Source organism: Minwuia sp. IMCC3060 (genome assembly GCF_029909435.1).
Classification (GTDB): domain Bacteria; phylum Pseudomonadota; class Alphaproteobacteria; order Minwuiales; family Minwuiaceae; genus Minwuia.
The window spans coordinates 4,077,581-4,094,243 of record NZ_CP123782.1; the positions used below are offsets into that span (position 1 = coordinate 4,077,581).

Below are 16,663 nucleotides of genomic sequence, written 5' to 3' on the forward strand. Positions count from 1 at the left end.
GTCGCCCGCTCGCGGTTCAGAACTGGCGCAGCAGCCGCATGATGTAGTCGAGTTCGTCCGCCGAACGGCTGCGCTGGCCTGAGCGGCGGCGGAGTTCGTCGAGGATTTCGCGGGAGCGCTGGAGCGCGCTCTGCGCGGGCACCATGTCGCCGGTGCCTTCGCCCCAGCTGTCGGTGGGGGAGCGGCCCAGCGGGTCCGTCGGTTCGCCGTTGCGCCCGTCCTGCCCCGGGGCGTCCTGGTTCTGTGCCTGGCCCTGGCCCTGATCAGCCAGATCCTGCAACACTGATTCAGCGCCACGCCGCAGCCGGTCCAGTGCCTGGGCCTGTTCATCCATCGCCTGGTCGGATTGCCCCGCACCCAGCGATGACTGGGCGGAACGCATGGCCTGTTCGGCCTCTCCCAGTTCCCCCGGTATGCTGCCCATGCTCTCGCCCAGTTGCTGCATCAGTTCGCCCAGACGGCGTCGCAACTGGCCCTGCGCGTCGGCAAGATCCTGCTCGCTCTGCTGGGACGGCGTGCCGCCGCGCGCACCCTTGTTCTGATCGAATGTCTGCGAGCGGCCGAAGCGGCTGCGGCCCGGGGAGTTGAAGGGATTGGTCTGGGACGGCAGCTTCGAATCCGGTTCGGCCTGCTGCTGACGCCGCTCGAAGGTGCGGTCCATGAGCTGCTGCTGCTGTTCCATCATCTGCCCGAGCTGGTCCGCCAGCCGTTCCGCCTGCTGCTCCGACTGCGCCCGTCCGCCCTGGTTCCCCATCTGCAGGTTCTCCAGCATGTTCTGCAGTTGGGACAGCATCTGGCGCGCCTGGTCCCGCGCGCCGGAGCGCGAAAGCTCCCGCGCCTTGTCCAGCATGTCGGCCAGGCTCTGACGCTCGACACTCTCCGCGCCGTCCATCTCCGGCAGATCCTCGCCCGCCTCCATGCGGCGCTGGGCGTCCTGCTGCATGGCGCGCAGATATTCGTCCATGGCTTCCTGCAGTTCGTCCATCAGGGCCTGGATCTCGGCCTCAGAGGCGCCATTGGCCAGGGCCTCCGACAGCCGTTCCTGAATGTCGCGCAGACGGGACTGGGCAACGGAAATGTTCCCGTCCTCGATCCTCAGCGCGGTCTGCCAGAGCATCTGCTGGCTGGCGGCGATGGTCTCCGCATCACCGCTTGCCGCGAGGTCGGAGGCCAGCATGCTCAGGCCGATATGCACCGCGAAATCGCTGTGATAGCGCTTCGGGTTGATCATCAGGGCATGCAGCGCGCGAACCACCCATTCCCGCTGCCCCGCCGCATCGTCGAACAGCCGCTGCCGCAGTTCGATGGCGGCGCGGGCGGCGGGCTGCCTGAAGGTGCGTGCCGGCAGGTCGAAGGTCAGTGGTTCGGAGCGACCGATCTGATCCGCATCGTCCCGCGCCTCCATGACAAGAACCACCTGCCTGCCGGCCCAGGGATGGTCGGCCAGATCGCGGAACACGGTATCGATGGCCTCCATCGGCCGGCGGCTCGACAGCGGCAGGTCCAGAATGATCTCGCCGTCATGCCCGTCGCGCGTGATCCGGACGGCAACACCGGCAACGCCATAGTCATCGGTGGCGCGGTAGGCAAGCCGCAGCGCGCCGCGCAGGGTGCCCTTTGGCGGCTCCGTCAGTTCGATAGTCGGCTGGTGGTCGGGAATGATGCTGATCGGCCAACCGGCGATCTCGCGCTCTCCGTCGCGGATGCTCAGCCGGTCACCTGCCGTGATCAGCCGTTCGATCTGCAGATCCTTCTCGCCCACGCGCTCGAAGGCCTCAAGCGTGTCTGCCACGGCCAGAGCCGGTTCGGCCGCGCCATGATAGCGGGCCAGAAAGCGGCTGCCGGTCGGCACCGCGAGGGGCGCCGCCGCGCCGGCATCATCCTGCGACGGGGTCAACGCACTGATGAAGACCGGCGGCATGCCGGTATGGGCGGGCGGCGTCACCCAGGCCTCCAGCACCGTGTCGTCGGCCAGGGCGTCGGTTGCCGTGCCAGTGTCCAGCGCGGCGACCAGCCGCTCCCCCGAGCGACCACCTGCGGCGGCCAGGCTGAGGCAGAAGATCATCAGCACCAGCAGGCGCAGGGCCATGGGATCGCGCGCGGGCATCCGGGTGTCGGCGACAGGCAGGCGCAATGCCCCGATACGTGCCGCCATCTGGCGCCGGTGCGCCTGCCAGAGCGACAGGGCGGCGGAATCGTCACGGCCAACGGCGATCTGGTCCTGCACGCTGGTGAGGGGCCTGTGGGCGCCACCGGAACGCTCCAGCCGCTGCACCACTTCCTCTGCGGAGGGGGCCTGCCAGGCAAGCAGGCCGCGCAGCAGCAGGAAAAGGCAACCGAGGACGCCAGCCGCCAGACCCACCAGATGCAGCACGGGTGGGAGCAACTGCCAGATGCCGAGCAGTGTGACGGAAACCAGCAGCAGCACCGCGGCGAAGCCTGGCCAGAGCAGGGGAACCAGACGTTCCCAGCCCAGGATCAGACGCGTCGCCCACAGTTTCCGCCCCAGCGCCGCGCGCTGCTGCGGGTCAAGAATGCTGTCCAGCGTCTCGTCGCGTTCGTCTGCCATCAGGCTCCCTGAATACTCAACCGTCCTGTTCGAGCCACGAGGGTATGGCGTCGAGACCCAGAAGATCATCGAAGGTCTGGCGTGCCCGGACAACCGCGAAACGGTCGCCGTCCACCAGAACCTCGGGCACCAGCAGGCGGGTATTGTACGTTGACGCCATCACCGCACCATAGGCACCGGCACCCATGAAGCACAGCGTATCACCGGCTGCGACGGAAGGCATGTCACAATCCCTTGCGAAGGTGTCGGTGCTCTCGCAGATCGGGCCGACGAGGTCGGCGCGGATCATCCGGCCCTGCGGCTCACGCTCCGTGCGGACCTCGTGCACCGCATCGTACATGGCCGGGCGCACCAGATCGTTCATCGCCGAATCGAGGATGACGAAGGTCCGGCCATCACCGTCCTTCACGTAGATCACCCGTGACAGCAGCGCCCCGGCATTGCCGACGATCATGCGACCCGGTTCGAAGATCAGCGTCGCGCCGAGATGGCCGACCGTGCGGCTGACGATATCGGCATAGGCATCGGGGGAGGGCGGGACGGCGTCGGGGCTGTAGGGAATGCCCAGTCCGCCACCCAGGTCGATGGTATTGATCCCGTGCCCGTCATCGCGCAGCGCCGCGACCAGGTCCGCGGCCCTGGCGAAGGCCTTCTCGAAGGGGCTGAGGTCGGTCAGCTGTGATCCGATATGCAGATCGACACCGATGACGCGGATGCCCGGCAGCTTCGCGGCGCGGGCATAGACCTCGCGCGCCCGGCCGATCGGGATGCCGAACTTGTTCTCCGCCTTGCCGGTGGAGATCTTGGCATGGGTCAGCGCATCCACGTCCGGATTGACGCGGATGGTGATGGCGGCGGTCAGCCCCAGACCGGCGGCGGTCTCCGACAGGGCTTCCAGTTCCGGCTCCGATTCGACATTGAACTGGCGGATACCGGCCTGCAGCGCGAAGGTCATCTCCATCCGGGTCTTGCCGACACCGGAGAAGACGATCTTCTCCGGCGGTACCCCGGCGGCGAGGCCACGGCGCAGCTCCCCCTCCGACACCACATCGACACCGGCACCCATGCGGGCCAGCGTGCGGATGATGGCCAGGTTGCTGTTGGCCTTCACCGAATAGCAGATCAGGCTCTCCACCGCAGGACAGGCACTGGCCAGCGCCATGGCGAAGACGCGGTACTGGCGGCGCAGCATGGCGGAGGAATAGACATAGACCGGGGTACCCACCCGGTCCGCGATTTCGGCAATGGCCACATCCTCGACATGCAGATGGCCATCGCGGTACTGGAACTGGTCGGTCATTCGGCGTTCTTTCGCTGCTGCTTCTTCTCCTGCTCGGCCTGCTGCCGGGCACTTTCGGACGGGGTCAGGGGCTCGCCCTTCTTGCCGCAGGCGCTGACTCCGACGGCCAGCACCAGCAGCACCAGGATCAGCGGCCGCATCATGCCAGCTTCTCCCGCCAGCGGCGGATCTGTGCCCGCACCTGATCCGGTGCGGTGCCGCCATAGGACTTGCGTGCATGCACGGCGCTTTCCGCGTCCAGCACCCTGTAGACCGCATCGGTGATCTTCGGTTCGATCTGCTGCAGCACCTCCAGCGGCAGATCGGCCAGATCACAGCCGCGATCCTCGGCTGCCTTCACTGCGGCACCCGTGGCGTGATGTGCCTCCCGGAACGGCATGTCGAGGGCCTGCACCAGCCAGTCGGCGAAATCGGTCGCGGTGGCGAAGCCGGAGGTGGCGGCGCTGCGCAGGGCGTCGCGGTTCGGCACCATGTCGGCAATCATCCCCGCCATGGCGGTGACGCAGAGTTCAATGGTGTCGGCGGCGTCGAACAGGGCTTCCTTGTCTTCCTGCATGTCCTTGCCATAGGCCATGGGCAGGCCCTTCATGACCATGGTCAGTGCCACATAGGCCCCGCTGACCCGCCCGATCTTGCCCTTGATCAGCTCCGCCGCGTCCGGATTGCGCTTCTGCGGCATGATCGAGGAGCCGGTGGAGAAGGCATCCGACAGGGTGACGAAGCGGAACTGCGCCGAGGACCAGATCACCAGTTCCTCCGCCAGTCGCGAAAGATGCATCGCGGCGACATTGGCGGTGTGCAGGAAATCGAGGCAGAAATCACGGTCCGACACCGCGTCCAGGCTGTTGGCGGTGGGGCGGTCGAAGCCGAGCGCCGCCGTGGTCGCATCCCGGTCGATGGGAAACGAGGTGCCGGCCAGCGCCGCCGACCCCAGCGGCGATTCATTCAGCCGCCGCCGCGTCTCCGCCAGCCGGTCCCGGTCGCGCCCGAACATCTCGACATAGGCCATCATGTGGTGGCCGAAGGTCACCGGCTGCGCCACCTGCATGTGGGTGAAGCCGGGCATCACCGCCTCCGCATGGGCATCGGCCTGGTCGAGCAGGGCCGTGATCAGGTCGCGGAACGCCAGGTCGAGGCGGTCGATGGTGTCGCGCACCCACAGGCGGAAGTCCGTTGCCACCTGGTCGTTGCGGCTGCGCCCCGTGTGCAGGCGGCCCGCCGTGGGGCCGATCAGTTCCCGCAGCCGGTTCTCCACATTCATGTGGATGTCTTCCAGCGCGGCCGAGAATTCGAACCTGCCCTCATCGATCTCACGCAGAATTGCGTCCAGACCGTCATTGATTGCGGCAACGTCATCCCTTGTCAGGATACCCTGTGCGGCCAACATGTCGGCATGCGCCTTCGATCCCCGGATGTCCTGGGCATGGAAGCGCTGGTCGAAATCGATGGAGGCGTTGATCTTCTCCATCACCTTCGCGGGGCCGCCGGCGAAACGGCCGCCCCACATCTCATTGCTGGTGGGTTTGTCTGACATGAAATCTCTGTGGCCTGGAATGTTGCACCGGATCGGCCTGTTGGCCCTGCTGATGGCGATCCTTAGTCCGGCAGGCGCCGGAGCGGAACCCCCGCTGGCGCAATATGCCACGGGTCAGTTACAGAATCTCGCGGTTCATGACACGCCGAAGCCGCTTGCCGATGCGAGCTTCCGGGACGGCAGCGGCGCTGAGATCGGTTTCGATGCCTTCCGCGGCAAGGTGGTGCTGGTCAATCTCTGGGCCACCTGGTGTGCCCCCTGTCGCCACGAGATGCCATCGATCAGCCGCCTTCAGACTGCGCGCGGGGGCGATGATTTCCTGGTCGCCGCGATCTCGGTCGACCGGGGCGGTGCCGAGAAGTCGCTGACCTTCCTGCAGGAAGTGGATGCCGACAACCTGCCGCTCTACGTCGATCCGACCACCCGGATCGGTCGCGCGCTGGGGGCCTATGGCCTGCCGATCACGATCCTGCTGAACCGGCAGGGGGAGGAAGTGGCGCGACTGGTCGGTCCGGCGGAATGGGACAGCCCGGAAGCACTGGCCCTGATCGATGCGCTGATCGCGGACGGCGCGTCCTGAGAGGATATTTCTTCAGGAGGGCCGGCGCAGCTTCCAGAAGAGGTAAACCTCCCGCTCAGTCTTCCTTTGGCTCGCAGAGCACCGCGTAGGGCGCATCGAGGCGCTGGCCGTTATGGAACAGTGCACCGGTCTGCCGGTTGACGGTGACCTGCCCCGCATCGATCCCGGCATCGTTCAGGAAGGGCGGTGTGTCGGCTCCGAGAAGTTCGGCCAGCGGCACCCGCAGGTCGATGGTGATCTCGTTGGGCAGGGTAATGCCGCCTGAACCGGGAAGATCGGCGGGTGCCACCGCATTGCCATTTGCGTCGACACCGGGCCGATAGGCCACATCGGCGTCCGGTCTGTGGATCTCCACCAGACGGCAGGTCTCCTCCGGGTCCGGTTCTGCCGGATATGTCTTCGGGGCCGCTGTCAGCAGTCCGGGAAGTATCGTCAGCAGGAGCAGCAGGGGTAGGGGATTGCGCATCAGTTCATTCTGGCCACGATAGCTTGATGATTGGTTGCCGGAAGTTTGCTGCCTGTTCCGTCCCTCTCCCCCACCCGGCCACCCACGGGATCATCCTGAATGGGTGGCCGGGCGGGGAACAGGGACGACGCCGCGCCTTCCGTGCAGTCATGGATGAGGATTCTGGGGAGAGCGTTTCATGGCGCGGATTGTCTATCTCGATGCGTTTCCGGCGGAGAATGCCCTGCCCATTCTGGCTGAACGGCCGGAACATGAAGTGATCCGCATCGACCGCCACGCGCCGTTTGCCGAGAGTTTCGCCACGCTGGCCTCCGCGCACGCGTTCCAGTGCGTTCCGGCACGGGACGAGGTGCCGGAACCGCTGCGCGTCGATGCCGCCTTCCTGGCCCGGGCGCCGGAACTGCTGGTGGTGTCCTCCGGCGGCTCGGGTGTCGATACCTTCGACCTCGACGCCTGCACGGCGGCAGGGGTGCTGGTGGTCAATCAGGCGGGCGGCAATGCGGAGGCGGTGGCGGAACATGCGCTCGGCATGATGCTGCTGCTGATGAAGCGGGTGCCGGAGGCGGACCGCGCCCTGCGCCGGGGCTGGAATGGCGCGCGTACCGATTTCCGGGGCGCGGACCTGTTGGGCAAGACGGTCGGCATCATCGGCCTCGGTCACATCGGGCGCAGGCTGGCCAGCATCTGCCGCCACGCCTTCGACTGCGAGGTTCTGGCATACGACCCCTATCTGGATGCCGATGAGATGGCCCGCCGTGACGCGCGGAAGGTCGGCTTCGAGGAGGTGCTGTCGGGCTCCGACGTGGTCAGCATCCATTGCCCGCTGAGCGCCGAGACCCGGAGGATGTTCGACGCGGCGGCCATCGGCATGATGAAGCCCGGCGCCCGCCTGATTGCCACCGCGCGCGGCTTCATCCATGACGAGGACGCGCTGTATCAGGCGCTGAAGTCCGGTCATCTGGCCGGTGCCGGTCTCGACGTCTGGGATGCCGAGCCCCCCACCGCCGACCACCCGCTGCTCTCCCTCGACAACGTCATCACCAGCCCCCACACCGCAGGCGTCACCCGCGACAGCCGCGAACGCATGGCCCGCTACGCCGCGACGCAACTGATCGACATCTTCGACGGCAAGGCCCCGGTGCGCCCGGTGAACACAGCCGTGCTGCCTGTCTGGCAGAAGAGGGTGCAAGGGTTCCTGAAGGGGTAGCCCCCGTCATCGTTCACGGGCTTGACCCGCCGCGAGCCTGGTCTCCGACGCCTGCGCGGCACCATGGGTACCCGGGTCAAGCCCGGGCACGGCGTGGTGGAAGGTGGAGCCGGAAGTTGGTCATCTCAACAAGACCCACCCACGACGCTCGCGGACTTGATCCGCGAGCCCAGCTTGAGGCGCTGGAGGGACGTGACCCGACTCAGGCGCGCTTGGCTTCGATGGCGTCCCAGATCAGGCCGGAGAGGTTGGAGCCGTCGAAGCGGTCGATTTCCTGGATGCCGGTGGGGCTGGTGACGTTGATCTCCGTCATCCAGTCGCCGATGACGTCGATGCCGACGAAGATCATGCCGCGCGCCTTCAGCTCCGGGCCGATGCGGTCGCAGATCTCCCGCTCCCGCGCGGTCAGGGTGGAGCGGACGGCCTGTCCGCCGACATGCATGTTGGACCGGCTCTCGCCCTCTGCCGGGACGCGGTTGATCGCGCCCACCGGTTCCCCGTCCACCAGGATGATGCGCTTGTCGCCCTTGCGCACGTCGGGCAGGAACTTCTGCGCGATGATCGGTTCGCGGTACATCACCGCGTAGGTTTCCATCAGGGAACTCAGGTTGTCGTCGCCGGGCCGTAGGTGGAACACCCCGGCGCCGCCATTGCCGTAGAGCGGCTTGATGATGATGTCCTGATGCTCGGCCTGGAAGGCCCGGATCATGTCCGTGTTGCGGGTGATCAGCGTCGGCGGCATCAGATCGACGAAGTTGGTGACGAACAGCTTCTCCGGCGCGTTGCGCACCTCCATCGGGTCATTCACCACCAGTGTCTTCGGATGGATGCGTTCCAGCAGGTAGGTCGTCGTCAGATAGGCCATGTCGTAGGGCGGGTCCTGGCGCAGCAGCACCACATCGACCTCCGACAGGTCGATGATGCGGTCCTCACCCTGGCTGAAATGGTTGCCGACTTCCCGCTGCACGGTGACGTCGCGCAGCCGGGCCATGACCTTGCCGTCCTGCCAGGCCAGCTCGTCGGGCAGGTACCAGCTCAGTTCGTGGCCGCGCGCCTGTGCCTCCAGCATCAGCGCGAAGGTGGAATCCCCCTTGATGTCGATCCCGGCAATCGAGTCCATCTGGACGGCGACCTTGAGTGTCATGAGCTTTTCCCGTTCGTGGCTGCCCGAACCGGCAGCGGTCACCCGATGATAGGGCGGACGCGGGCGCGGGCAAACCGCACGCCGGTAATCCGGACTGGCAGGCAGTGGTCAGGTGCCGCGACAGGCGCGGCGGCAGGATGGTCCACCATGCAGAGCACTCCTGCACCCGGCATGGCGGCCCTTTCCCCGGTTCAGCGCATCAGCGCTGGAAGTCGGCGAAGCTCTTGCCCTCGGCGACCAGCTTCTCGATCAGTGCCGCAGGCTTCCAGTCATCCTCGCCCGACTGTTCGTAGTAGTGGCGGATCCGCTCCAGCACCTTGTCGAGGCCCACGTAATCGGCGTAGTGCATCGGCCCGCCCCGGTGTTTCGGGAAGCCGTAGCCGTTCATGTAGGTGATGTCGATGTCGACGGAGCGGATGGCGATGCCTTCCTCCAGGATCTTCGCGCCCTCGTTCACCAGCGCGTACATGCAGCGTTCCAGGATCTCGTCATCCGAGATCTCGCGCCGCTTGATCCCGGCCTCCGCCGAGTTCTTCTCGATCAGCTCCTTCACCACGGGATCGGGCAGCGGCACACGGCTGCCTTCCTCGTAGCGGTACCAGCCCGCGCCGGTCTTCTGACCGTGACGGCCCAGTTCCACGACCTTGTCGGCCAGCGAGGAATAGCGGCGGCCCTGCGGCCAGGTCTTCAACTGGTGCTGGCGCACGCGATAGCCGACGTCCAGACCGGCCAGATCGCCCATGGCGAACGGCCCCATGGCGAGACCGAAGTCATAGAGCACGCGATCCACATCCTCCGGCTGGGCGCCTTCTTCCACCAGGAAGCTCGCCTGTCGGCCATAGGGATGCAGCATCCGGTTGCCGATGAAGCCGTGGCAGTTGCCCGCGAGCACGCAGATCTTGCCGATGCGCTTGCCCAGGTCCATCACGGTCTGGATCGTGTTCGGGCTGGACTTGGCGCCGCGCACGTTCTCCAGCAGCTTCATGACGTTGGCCGGGCTGAAGAAATGGGTGCCGATGACGTCTTCCGGCCGCTTGGTGACGGAGGCGATCTCGTCGATGTCCAGGGTGGAGGTGTTCGACGCCAGGATCGCGCCCGGCTTCATGACCGCGTCCAGCTTGGCGAAGACCTGCTTCTTGATCTCCATGTCCTCGAACACCGCCTCGATGACGATGTCCGCCTGGCCGATGTCGTCATAGGACGTGGTCGGTGTCAGCAGACCCATGCGCTTCTCGACCTCTTCCATCGTGAAGCGGCCACGCTTGGCGCTGTTCTCGTAGTTGCGGCGGATGATGCCGATGCCACGGTCCAGTGCCGCCTGCTCCAGTTCCAGGATGGTCACCGGAATGCCGGCATTCAGGAAGTTCATGGCGATGCCGCCGCCCATGGTGCCGCAGCCCAGGATGGCGCAGCTGTTGATCTCGCGGGTCGGTGTGCCCTTCGGGATGTCGGGGATCTTCGCCACTTCGCGCTCGCCGAAGAAGGCATGGATCTGGGCCGCCCGCTGCGGGCTCTGCATCAGTTCCATGAACAGCTCGCCCTCGCGCTTCAGACCGGCCTCGAAGCTGTCCGACGTGACGGATGCCTCGACCGCGGCGATGCAGTTCTGCGGTGCCAGCACGCCGCGCGCCTTCTTCGCCAGGTCGGCGCGGAACTTGTCGAAGATGCCCTTGTCGGCTTCGTCCAGCTTGCCGCGGCTGCGCGAGATCACCTTCAGCGGCGCGCCGTCGGCCACCAGCTTCTCGGCGAAGGCGCAGGCCCCCGGAATCAGCTCATCGACAATGGCATCGACGATACCGGCCTTCTGGGCCAGCGGCGCGGGCAGCATGTCGCCGGAGGTGATCATCTTCAGTGCCGTCTCGACACCGGCCACGCGCGGCAGCCGCTGCGTGCCACCGGCACCCGGCAGCAGGCCCAGCTTCACTTCCGGCAGGCCGACGAAGCCCTTGGCCACGGCAACGCGGTAATGCGCCGCGAAAGCCGTCTCCAGACCACCGCCCAGCGCCGTGCCATGGATCGCGGCAACAACCGGCTTGGTCGCGTTCTCGTAGTCCTGGATGACCTCGTTCAGACCCGGGGCCGTCATGGGCTTGCCGAATTCGCGGATGTCGGCACCGGCGATGAAGGTGCGCCCGTCACCGGCCAGCACCACCGCCGTGATGCTGTCGTCGGCCAGCGCCTCCGCCAGCCGGTCCCGCAGCCCCTGCCGCACAGCCTGGCTGAGCGCATTCACAGGCGGGTTCTGCACCAGAATGACGCCAACCGCGCCGCGTTTCTCAAGCACCACAGGTGATGACATGGCTCTCTCCTCCCCAATCGGAATGTTTGTGTGTCCGTGCGACAGCCTGTTCCATCCCTCTCCCCCTCCCGGCCACCCACGGGAGTATCCCTAATGGGTGGCCGGGAGGGGGAGAGGGATGGAACAGGCCACGGCAAGAAACTCGTACCAATGAGTTAGCTCAGGCTGTCAGGAGCGTCAAAGACTGTTCGCGCTACAGCGCCAGATACTTGCCGTCGAACCGGCGATTCAGCAGCAGTGCCGCCACTGTCGCGCCGACCGACAGGCCCGCCATCGCGACATAGGCGTGTGCGCCGAAGTCGCCGTAGAGACGGCCCGCGAGCAGGGCGCCGAGGCCCATGAAGATGCCCATGCCGAAGGCGGCGAACAGCCCCTGGGCGCTGGCCGACATGTCGGGTGGCGCGGCGCGCTGGATGAAGTGCATGGCCCCCAGGTGGGTCGCGCCGAAGGTGAGGCCGTGCAGCACCTGCAGCAGGGCCAGCGCGGTGAAGGTGTCGACGAAGCCGACCACGGACCAGCGCAGGATGCCGGCGGCACAGCCGACGATCATCAGGATCATCGGGCCGATGCGGGCAATCACCTGCCGGGCGAAGGCGAACAGGATGATCTCCGCCACCACGCCCTCGGCCCAGAGCAGACCAATCTCCACATCGCTGAGACCCCGCGCCTGCCAGTCGAGCGTGCCGAAGCCATAGAGCACCGCATGGGCCGCCGCATTCAGGCCGACCGCCAGCAGGAACAGCCGGTAGACCGGGTGGGCGAGCAGGCGCAGGGCGCCTCTCTTGCGGTCCTTCGCGACCGGAAAGCGGATATCGGGCACGAACAGGGCCACGATGGTGGTCAGCGCCAGACCGCCCACCACCAGCCAGTGCGTGATGTCCGGGTTCCCCCCCTCCAGCAGCCAGCCCGCGCCATAGACCGCGCCGATGAAGCTGACCGAGCCCCAGAGGCGCATCCGTCCGTAGTCCAGATCCTTCTGCGCCGCCGCGGTCATGGTCAGGTTGTCACCCAGCGGCAGCACCGGGGCATAGATGGCCTGCGCCAGGATCGTGAAGCCCAGGAACATCCAGAACCCGTCGGCGAAGTGGAACAGCGCATAGCCGATGGTGGTGCCCACCAGCAGCAGCACCAGCGGGCGTCGCCGCAGCCCCAGACTGTCGGCCCAGCGGGTGCCGAGCGGGCTGGTCAGCGGCTTGATCCAGAATCCGGCGGCCAGCACGATGCCGATCTCGTCCGCACTCAGCCCGCGCGCGCTCAGCCAGGCCGGCCACCAGGGCATCAGCACCCCGGCCACGGCAAAGATCGCGGCATAGAACAGCGACAGCCGGATCGCCCAGCCCATGCCATTGTCGGCAGGGGGTTCTGCGACCGTCCCGCTCAGAGCGGCAGGCCCCGCACCACCCGGTGCACGAAGCCCAGCTTCTCGACCACCGGCGCGGCGAGCGCGAAGGGATAGGCATCCTCCTGGCCGACACTGCGATTGAGGCTGTTCATCGCCACGGTCAGCGGCATCCATTGCGACATCAGACGCTCGAAATCGGTCTCGTCATAGGGGTTGGATCGCTGAGCGATCTCCACCCCGTCGGCCCGGACCTGCAGCGGATCGGTCTGCAGCCCGAAGTTCCAGGCCGTGTTGAGCGTGTCGATGATCAGCAGGTAATGGCTCCAGCTCTCGGCCCAGTCCTCCCACGGGTGACTGGCGGCATAGGCGCTGATGTAGTGGTCGCGCCAGTCGCTGCGCGGGCCGTTCTGGTAATGCGTCTCCAGCGCCTCGCCATAGTCCTGCCGTTCATCCCCGAAGAGCTGGCGGCACGGCTCCAGCCATGCGGTCGGCGCGATCAGGCGATCCCAGTAGAAATGCCCGGACTCGTGGCGGAAGTGGCCCAGGATTGTGCGATAGGGCTCGGCCATCTGCTCGCGCATGCGGATCCGCGCCGCCGGATCGGCCTCCGCGATGTTGATGGTGATCAGTCCGGCATCATGGCCGGTCAGTACCCGGCCGCGTTCGCTGAAGGTCGGGTCCTCGTCAGCCAGGAAGTCGAAGGCCAGCCCATCCGCGCGCACCGACTTCGGACTGACATCCAGCCCCAGTCGCATGCAGGTGAAGACCAGCCGCCGCTTCTCCGCTTCCAGCCGGTGCCAGAGTTCGCGGTGGCCGGGCACATCCAGGTCCGGGATGGTGTTGTTGAGCCTGCACGACACGCAGAAGGGATCCGCGTCACCGTCCCGGATCATCCAGTTGCAGCCATTGTCCTGGGCGTGGTGGCTGCACTTGACGTAGCGGGTCGATGTGCCGCCGCCGACCAGTGTCGCGCTGCCGTCCGCATCCAGGGCCACCATCTGTGACGTATCCGGCACGAACCCGAGGTCCGCGCCGCAGGACATGCATGTCGTGTTCTCGAAGTAGACAGCCGCACTGCAACTGCCACAGGTAAAGATCTTCACGTCATGGATTCCCGGAATGGTTCAAGAACTTGGATGTGGCCCATGTCCGTTCCGGCGTTCGGGAAACGGCACCGACCTGCCTGCATGTCGCCCTTCGGAAGCCGAACTGCAATGTCGGACCGGAGGTGCGGGCAGGCCGGTGCGATCCTGTCAGTTCCGGCCCATCATGTCGCGTGCAATGATCTGCTTCATGATCTCCGCGCTGCCGCCTGCGATGCGTGACATGCGGCTGTCGGCCCAGGCCCTGGCGATGGGATATTCCCACATGTAGCCCGCGCCGCCGTGGAGTTGCAGGCATTCGTCCAGCACCCTGCACTGCATGTCGGTGGCGTTCATCTTTGCCATCGCGGCATCGATCTCGCTCAGTTCCCCCTTCAGGTGCTGTTCCAGGCAGCGATCGACGAAGACCCGCAGCATGGTTGCATGCGACTGCAGCTCCGCCAGCTTGAACTGGGTGTTCTGGAACTGCGCGATGCTGCGTCCGAAGGCCTGACGGTCCTTGGTATAGGTCACGGTCCAGTCGATGGCCGACTGCACGGTCTCCGCGCCCTTGACCGCCTGGATCAGCCGTTCCTGCGGCAACTGGCTGACCAGCTGGATGAAGCCCTTGCCCTCATCCGGTCCCAGCAGGTTGGACACCGGTACCCGCACGTCGCTGAAGAACAGCTCCGACGTGTCCTGCGCGTGCATGCCGATCTTCTCGAGATTGCGCCCGCGCTCGAAGCCTGCGCGATCACCCTCCACCAGGATCAGGCTGATGCCGCGCCAGCCCTCGTTCGGGTCGGTCTTGCAGGCCACCACCACCAGGTCGGCGAGCTGGCCGTTGGAGATGTAGATCTTGGAGCCGTTGATGACGTACTCGTCGCCTTCGCGTTTCGCGGTGGTGCGGATGCCCTGCAGGTCCGATCCGGCACCGGGTTCCGTCATGGCGATGGCGCCGATGACTTCCCCTGTGGTCATCTTCGGCAGCCACTTCTTCTGCTGTTCCGCCGATCCATAGTGGCGGATGTAGGGGGCGATGATGTCGGAATGCAGCGGGAAGTTCGGCCCCGTTGCACCGACCCTGGCCAGTTCCTCCAGCACGATGGCGGAGAACATGAAGTCGGCGCCGATGCCGCCCATTTCCTCGGGAATGTCACAGCAGAGCAGGCCGGCCTCGCCCGCCTTCAGCCAGACCTCGCGGGAGACCTGGCCGTCCTTCTCCCACTGGCGATGGTGGGGCTCCACCTCCGTCTCCATGAAACGGCGGCAGGAATCGCGGAAAATCTGATGGTCTTCATTGAAGATCGTGCGTGGAATCATGGCTCAGACCCCCCTGAATGTCGGTGTGCGTTTCTCGACGAAGGCCTTCGCGGCCTCCTTGTGGTCCTCGGTCTCGCCGCTGCGGGTGTGGTGCATCGCCTCCATGTCGAAGCAGCGGGCCAGGGACTCGGTCATGGCCGCGTTCATGTTGCGCTTCATGTAGGACAGGGCGATCTTCGGCCCGTTGGCGATCTTCTGCGCCAGCGCCATGGTCTCCGCCTCCAGGTCGGCGTCGGCGACAACGCGGTTGACGATGCCCAGCGCGTGCGCCTCTGCAGCGTTCAGCTTGTCGGCGGTATAGTAAAGCTCCCGGGCCTTGGCAGTGCCGACCAGATGGGTGAGGAAATAGCTGCCGCCGAAGTCACCCGAATAGCCCACGTTGGCGAACGCGGTGGTGAACTTCAGCGTGTCGGAGGCCACCCGCATGTCGCATGACAGGGCGATGGACATGCCCGCCCCGGCGACCGGACCACGCACCATTGCAATTGTCGGCTTCGCCATCTCGTGCAGCAGGCGGGAAACCTCCATGCCGCCGCGCAGCTTCAGCACCTTGGCCTCCAGCGTGTTGTCGGCGAACTCCCGCCCTTCGGCCATCGACTTCACGTCGCCCCCGGCGCAGAAGCCGCGGCCCGCGCCCGTGATCACGACGCAGCCGATGGAGCGGTCCATGGACAGCCGCTGGCAGTTCTCCACCAGCGCCTCAAGCATTTCCCCGCTCAGCGCGTTCAGCCGGTCCGGCCGGTTCATTGTCAGGACGGCAACGCCATCCCTTTCCTCGACCAACAGGTGATCGGTCATTTCCTCATTCCTCCCCGGAAGTGTGGCTCGTTTGCTGCCTGTTCCATCCCTCTCCCCCACCCGGCCACCCAACAAGGATACTCACGTGGGTGGCCGGGTGGGGGAGAGGGATGGAACAGACCAAACCCGAATTACTGGATCAGGTTACAGCGCACCTGCATCATGGTGAAGCCGTCGGCATCGTTTGGCAGGCCACGCGCCTTTGCACGGCTGAGGGACTCGGCCTTGTCCGCCATGCGGAAATCGATGGCCGAGATTCCGGGCAGTTCGTCCGCGCCCGTGGCGCGGAAACGGATGATGCCCCCGTCGGGCAGCGGCATGTCGAAGCCGCCCTCGACCGCCAGGCAGGGAATGTCCAGCAGCGATGACCAGGTCGATGCCTGCCGTGCAGGATCGGGATTGACCAGTTCCATGCCGACCATGGCCTCGGTCAGGCCCGCGCGCACATGGCTGAGCCAGTCCGGCCCGCCCCAGCGCCAGTAGCTCCATTCCTCCGACGGGTCCGGCGACTCGGCGAAGGAATCGACCGACAGGATGACCCCGCCCAGATCAACCGGGTGGAAATGGGTCGCGACCGCGCCATCGTCGTCACTGTTCCAGACGGCGCGAATGCCCAGCTTCTCCGCCCGCGCCCGTGTCGGGGCCGCATCGGCGGCATGCAGCAGCACCATGTAACCGGCGTCGCCGCCGCGCCGGGCCATGAAGCGCCCCGCCGCCGTGTCGGTCTGCCCGGGCTCCGGCGCCACGATCTCCAGGAAGTTGTCGCCCACCGGGATGACACCATTGTGCAGCCCGAAGTGGCCGACACCGGGATCGCGAAACCCGACCTCCAGTCCCAGTACATCCAGCAGAACCTCTTCCGCCGGTTCCAGCTTTTCCGCAGCAAACGCGATCTGGCGCAGTTTCATCAATCGTCCTCCCCTTGAAGTCTGCTCCCCTTTTCGCACAGGCCGGCCACAAACGGAAACGGCGCCGGTGGTTTCCCGCCGACGCCGTTCCGGTTCAGGCCCCGGAGAGGG

General features: G+C 66.2%; 15 protein-coding genes. 2 read left to right on the forward strand and 13 right to left on the reverse strand.

The features are described from left to right. Window positions 1-16: 16 nt before the first annotated feature. The 4 genes from QGV54_RS19100 to argH are packed head-to-tail and all read right to left on the reverse strand — an operon-like array spanning window position 17 to window position 5,403. Window positions 17-2,569 carry a TIGR02302 family protein gene (locus QGV54_RS19100; RefSeq protein WP_281019059.1) on the reverse strand — a complete coding sequence of 851 codons (2,553 nt, stop codon included), beginning with the start codon at window positions 2,567-2,569 and terminating at the stop codon, window positions 17-19. A 16-nt stretch (window positions 2,570-2,585) separates the two neighbouring features. Beyond that, window positions 2,586-3,869, reverse strand: coding sequence for a diaminopimelate decarboxylase (gene lysA / locus QGV54_RS19105; RefSeq protein WP_281020012.1), 1,284 nt, complete (start codon window positions 3,867-3,869; stop codon window positions 2,586-2,588). Then, a complete protein-coding gene (locus QGV54_RS19110; RefSeq protein WP_281019057.1) occupies window positions 3,866-4,012 on the reverse strand; it encodes a hypothetical protein in 147 nt (48 codons plus the stop codon). Before QGV54_RS19110 ends, lysA begins: the two co-directional genes overlap by 4 nt. Continuing rightward, entirely contained in the window at window positions 4,009-5,403 is a 1,395-nt protein-coding gene (gene argH, locus QGV54_RS19115) for an argininosuccinate lyase (protein ID WP_281019056.1), read from the reverse strand. The genes QGV54_RS19110 and argH overlap by 4 nt, the downstream gene beginning before the upstream one ends. Before the next feature lie 40 nt (window positions 5,404-5,443). Here argH and QGV54_RS19120 point away from each other — a divergent pair, with 40 nt between their 5' ends. Next, window positions 5,444-5,983, forward strand: coding sequence for a TlpA disulfide reductase family protein (locus tag QGV54_RS19120; RefSeq protein WP_281020013.1), 540 nt, complete (start codon window positions 5,444-5,446; stop codon window positions 5,981-5,983). Window positions 5,984-6,038: 55 nt separating this feature from the next. Here the strand turns inward: QGV54_RS19120 and QGV54_RS19125 are convergent, their stop codons facing one another. Continuing rightward, window positions 6,039-6,449, reverse strand: coding sequence for a hypothetical protein (locus tag QGV54_RS19125; protein WP_281019054.1), 411 nt, complete (start codon window positions 6,447-6,449; stop codon window positions 6,039-6,041). Between the two features lie 178 nt (window positions 6,450-6,627). Here QGV54_RS19125 and QGV54_RS19130 point away from each other — a divergent pair, with 178 nt between their 5' ends. Continuing rightward, entirely contained in the window at window positions 6,628-7,656 is a 1,029-nt protein-coding gene (locus QGV54_RS19130) for a hydroxyacid dehydrogenase (protein ID WP_281019053.1), read from the forward strand. A gap of 202 nt (window positions 7,657-7,858) precedes the next feature. Here the strand turns inward: QGV54_RS19130 and gshB are convergent, their stop codons facing one another. The 8 genes from gshB to QGV54_RS19170 form a co-directional block, all read right to left on the reverse strand. Beyond that, window positions 7,859-8,800, reverse strand: coding sequence for a glutathione synthase (gene gshB / locus QGV54_RS19135; protein ID WP_281019052.1), 942 nt, complete (start codon window positions 8,798-8,800; stop codon window positions 7,859-7,861). Window positions 8,801-8,838: 38 nt separating this feature from the next. After that, entirely contained in the window at window positions 8,839-8,973 is a 135-nt protein-coding gene (locus tag QGV54_RS19140; protein ID WP_281019051.1) for a hypothetical protein, read from the reverse strand. Between the two features lie 26 nt (window positions 8,974-8,999). Further along, window positions 9,000-11,099, reverse strand: a complete 2,100-nt coding sequence (locus QGV54_RS19145) for a 3-hydroxyacyl-CoA dehydrogenase NAD-binding domain-containing protein (protein ID WP_281019050.1) — start codon at window positions 11,097-11,099, stop codon at window positions 9,000-9,002. A 193-nt stretch (window positions 11,100-11,292) separates the two neighbouring features. Then, on the reverse strand, window positions 11,293-12,441 hold the full coding sequence (locus QGV54_RS19150) for an MFS transporter (protein ID WP_281019049.1): 1,149 nt from the start codon (window positions 12,439-12,441) through the stop codon (window positions 11,293-11,295). A gap of 35 nt (window positions 12,442-12,476) precedes the next feature. Then, window positions 12,477-13,544: a putative zinc-binding metallopeptidase gene (locus tag QGV54_RS19155; protein ID WP_281019048.1), complete on the reverse strand. Its 1,068-nt coding sequence runs from the start codon at window positions 13,542-13,544 to the stop codon at window positions 12,477-12,479. Window positions 13,545-13,694: 150 nt separating this feature from the next. After that, complete coding sequence (locus QGV54_RS19160) at window positions 13,695-14,846, reverse strand: acyl-CoA dehydrogenase family protein (RefSeq protein WP_281019047.1); 1,152 nt, start codon at window positions 14,844-14,846, stop codon at window positions 13,695-13,697. Between the two features lie 3 nt (window positions 14,847-14,849). After that, window positions 14,850-15,644 (reverse strand): enoyl-CoA hydratase, encoded by a 795-nt coding sequence (locus tag QGV54_RS19165; RefSeq protein WP_281019046.1) that lies wholly within the window; start codon window positions 15,642-15,644, stop codon window positions 14,850-14,852. Between the two features lie 131 nt (window positions 15,645-15,775). Then, a complete protein-coding gene (locus QGV54_RS19170; RefSeq protein ID WP_281019045.1) occupies window positions 15,776-16,552 on the reverse strand; it encodes a VOC family protein in 777 nt (258 codons plus the stop codon). Window positions 16,553-16,663: the final 111 nt, after the last annotated feature.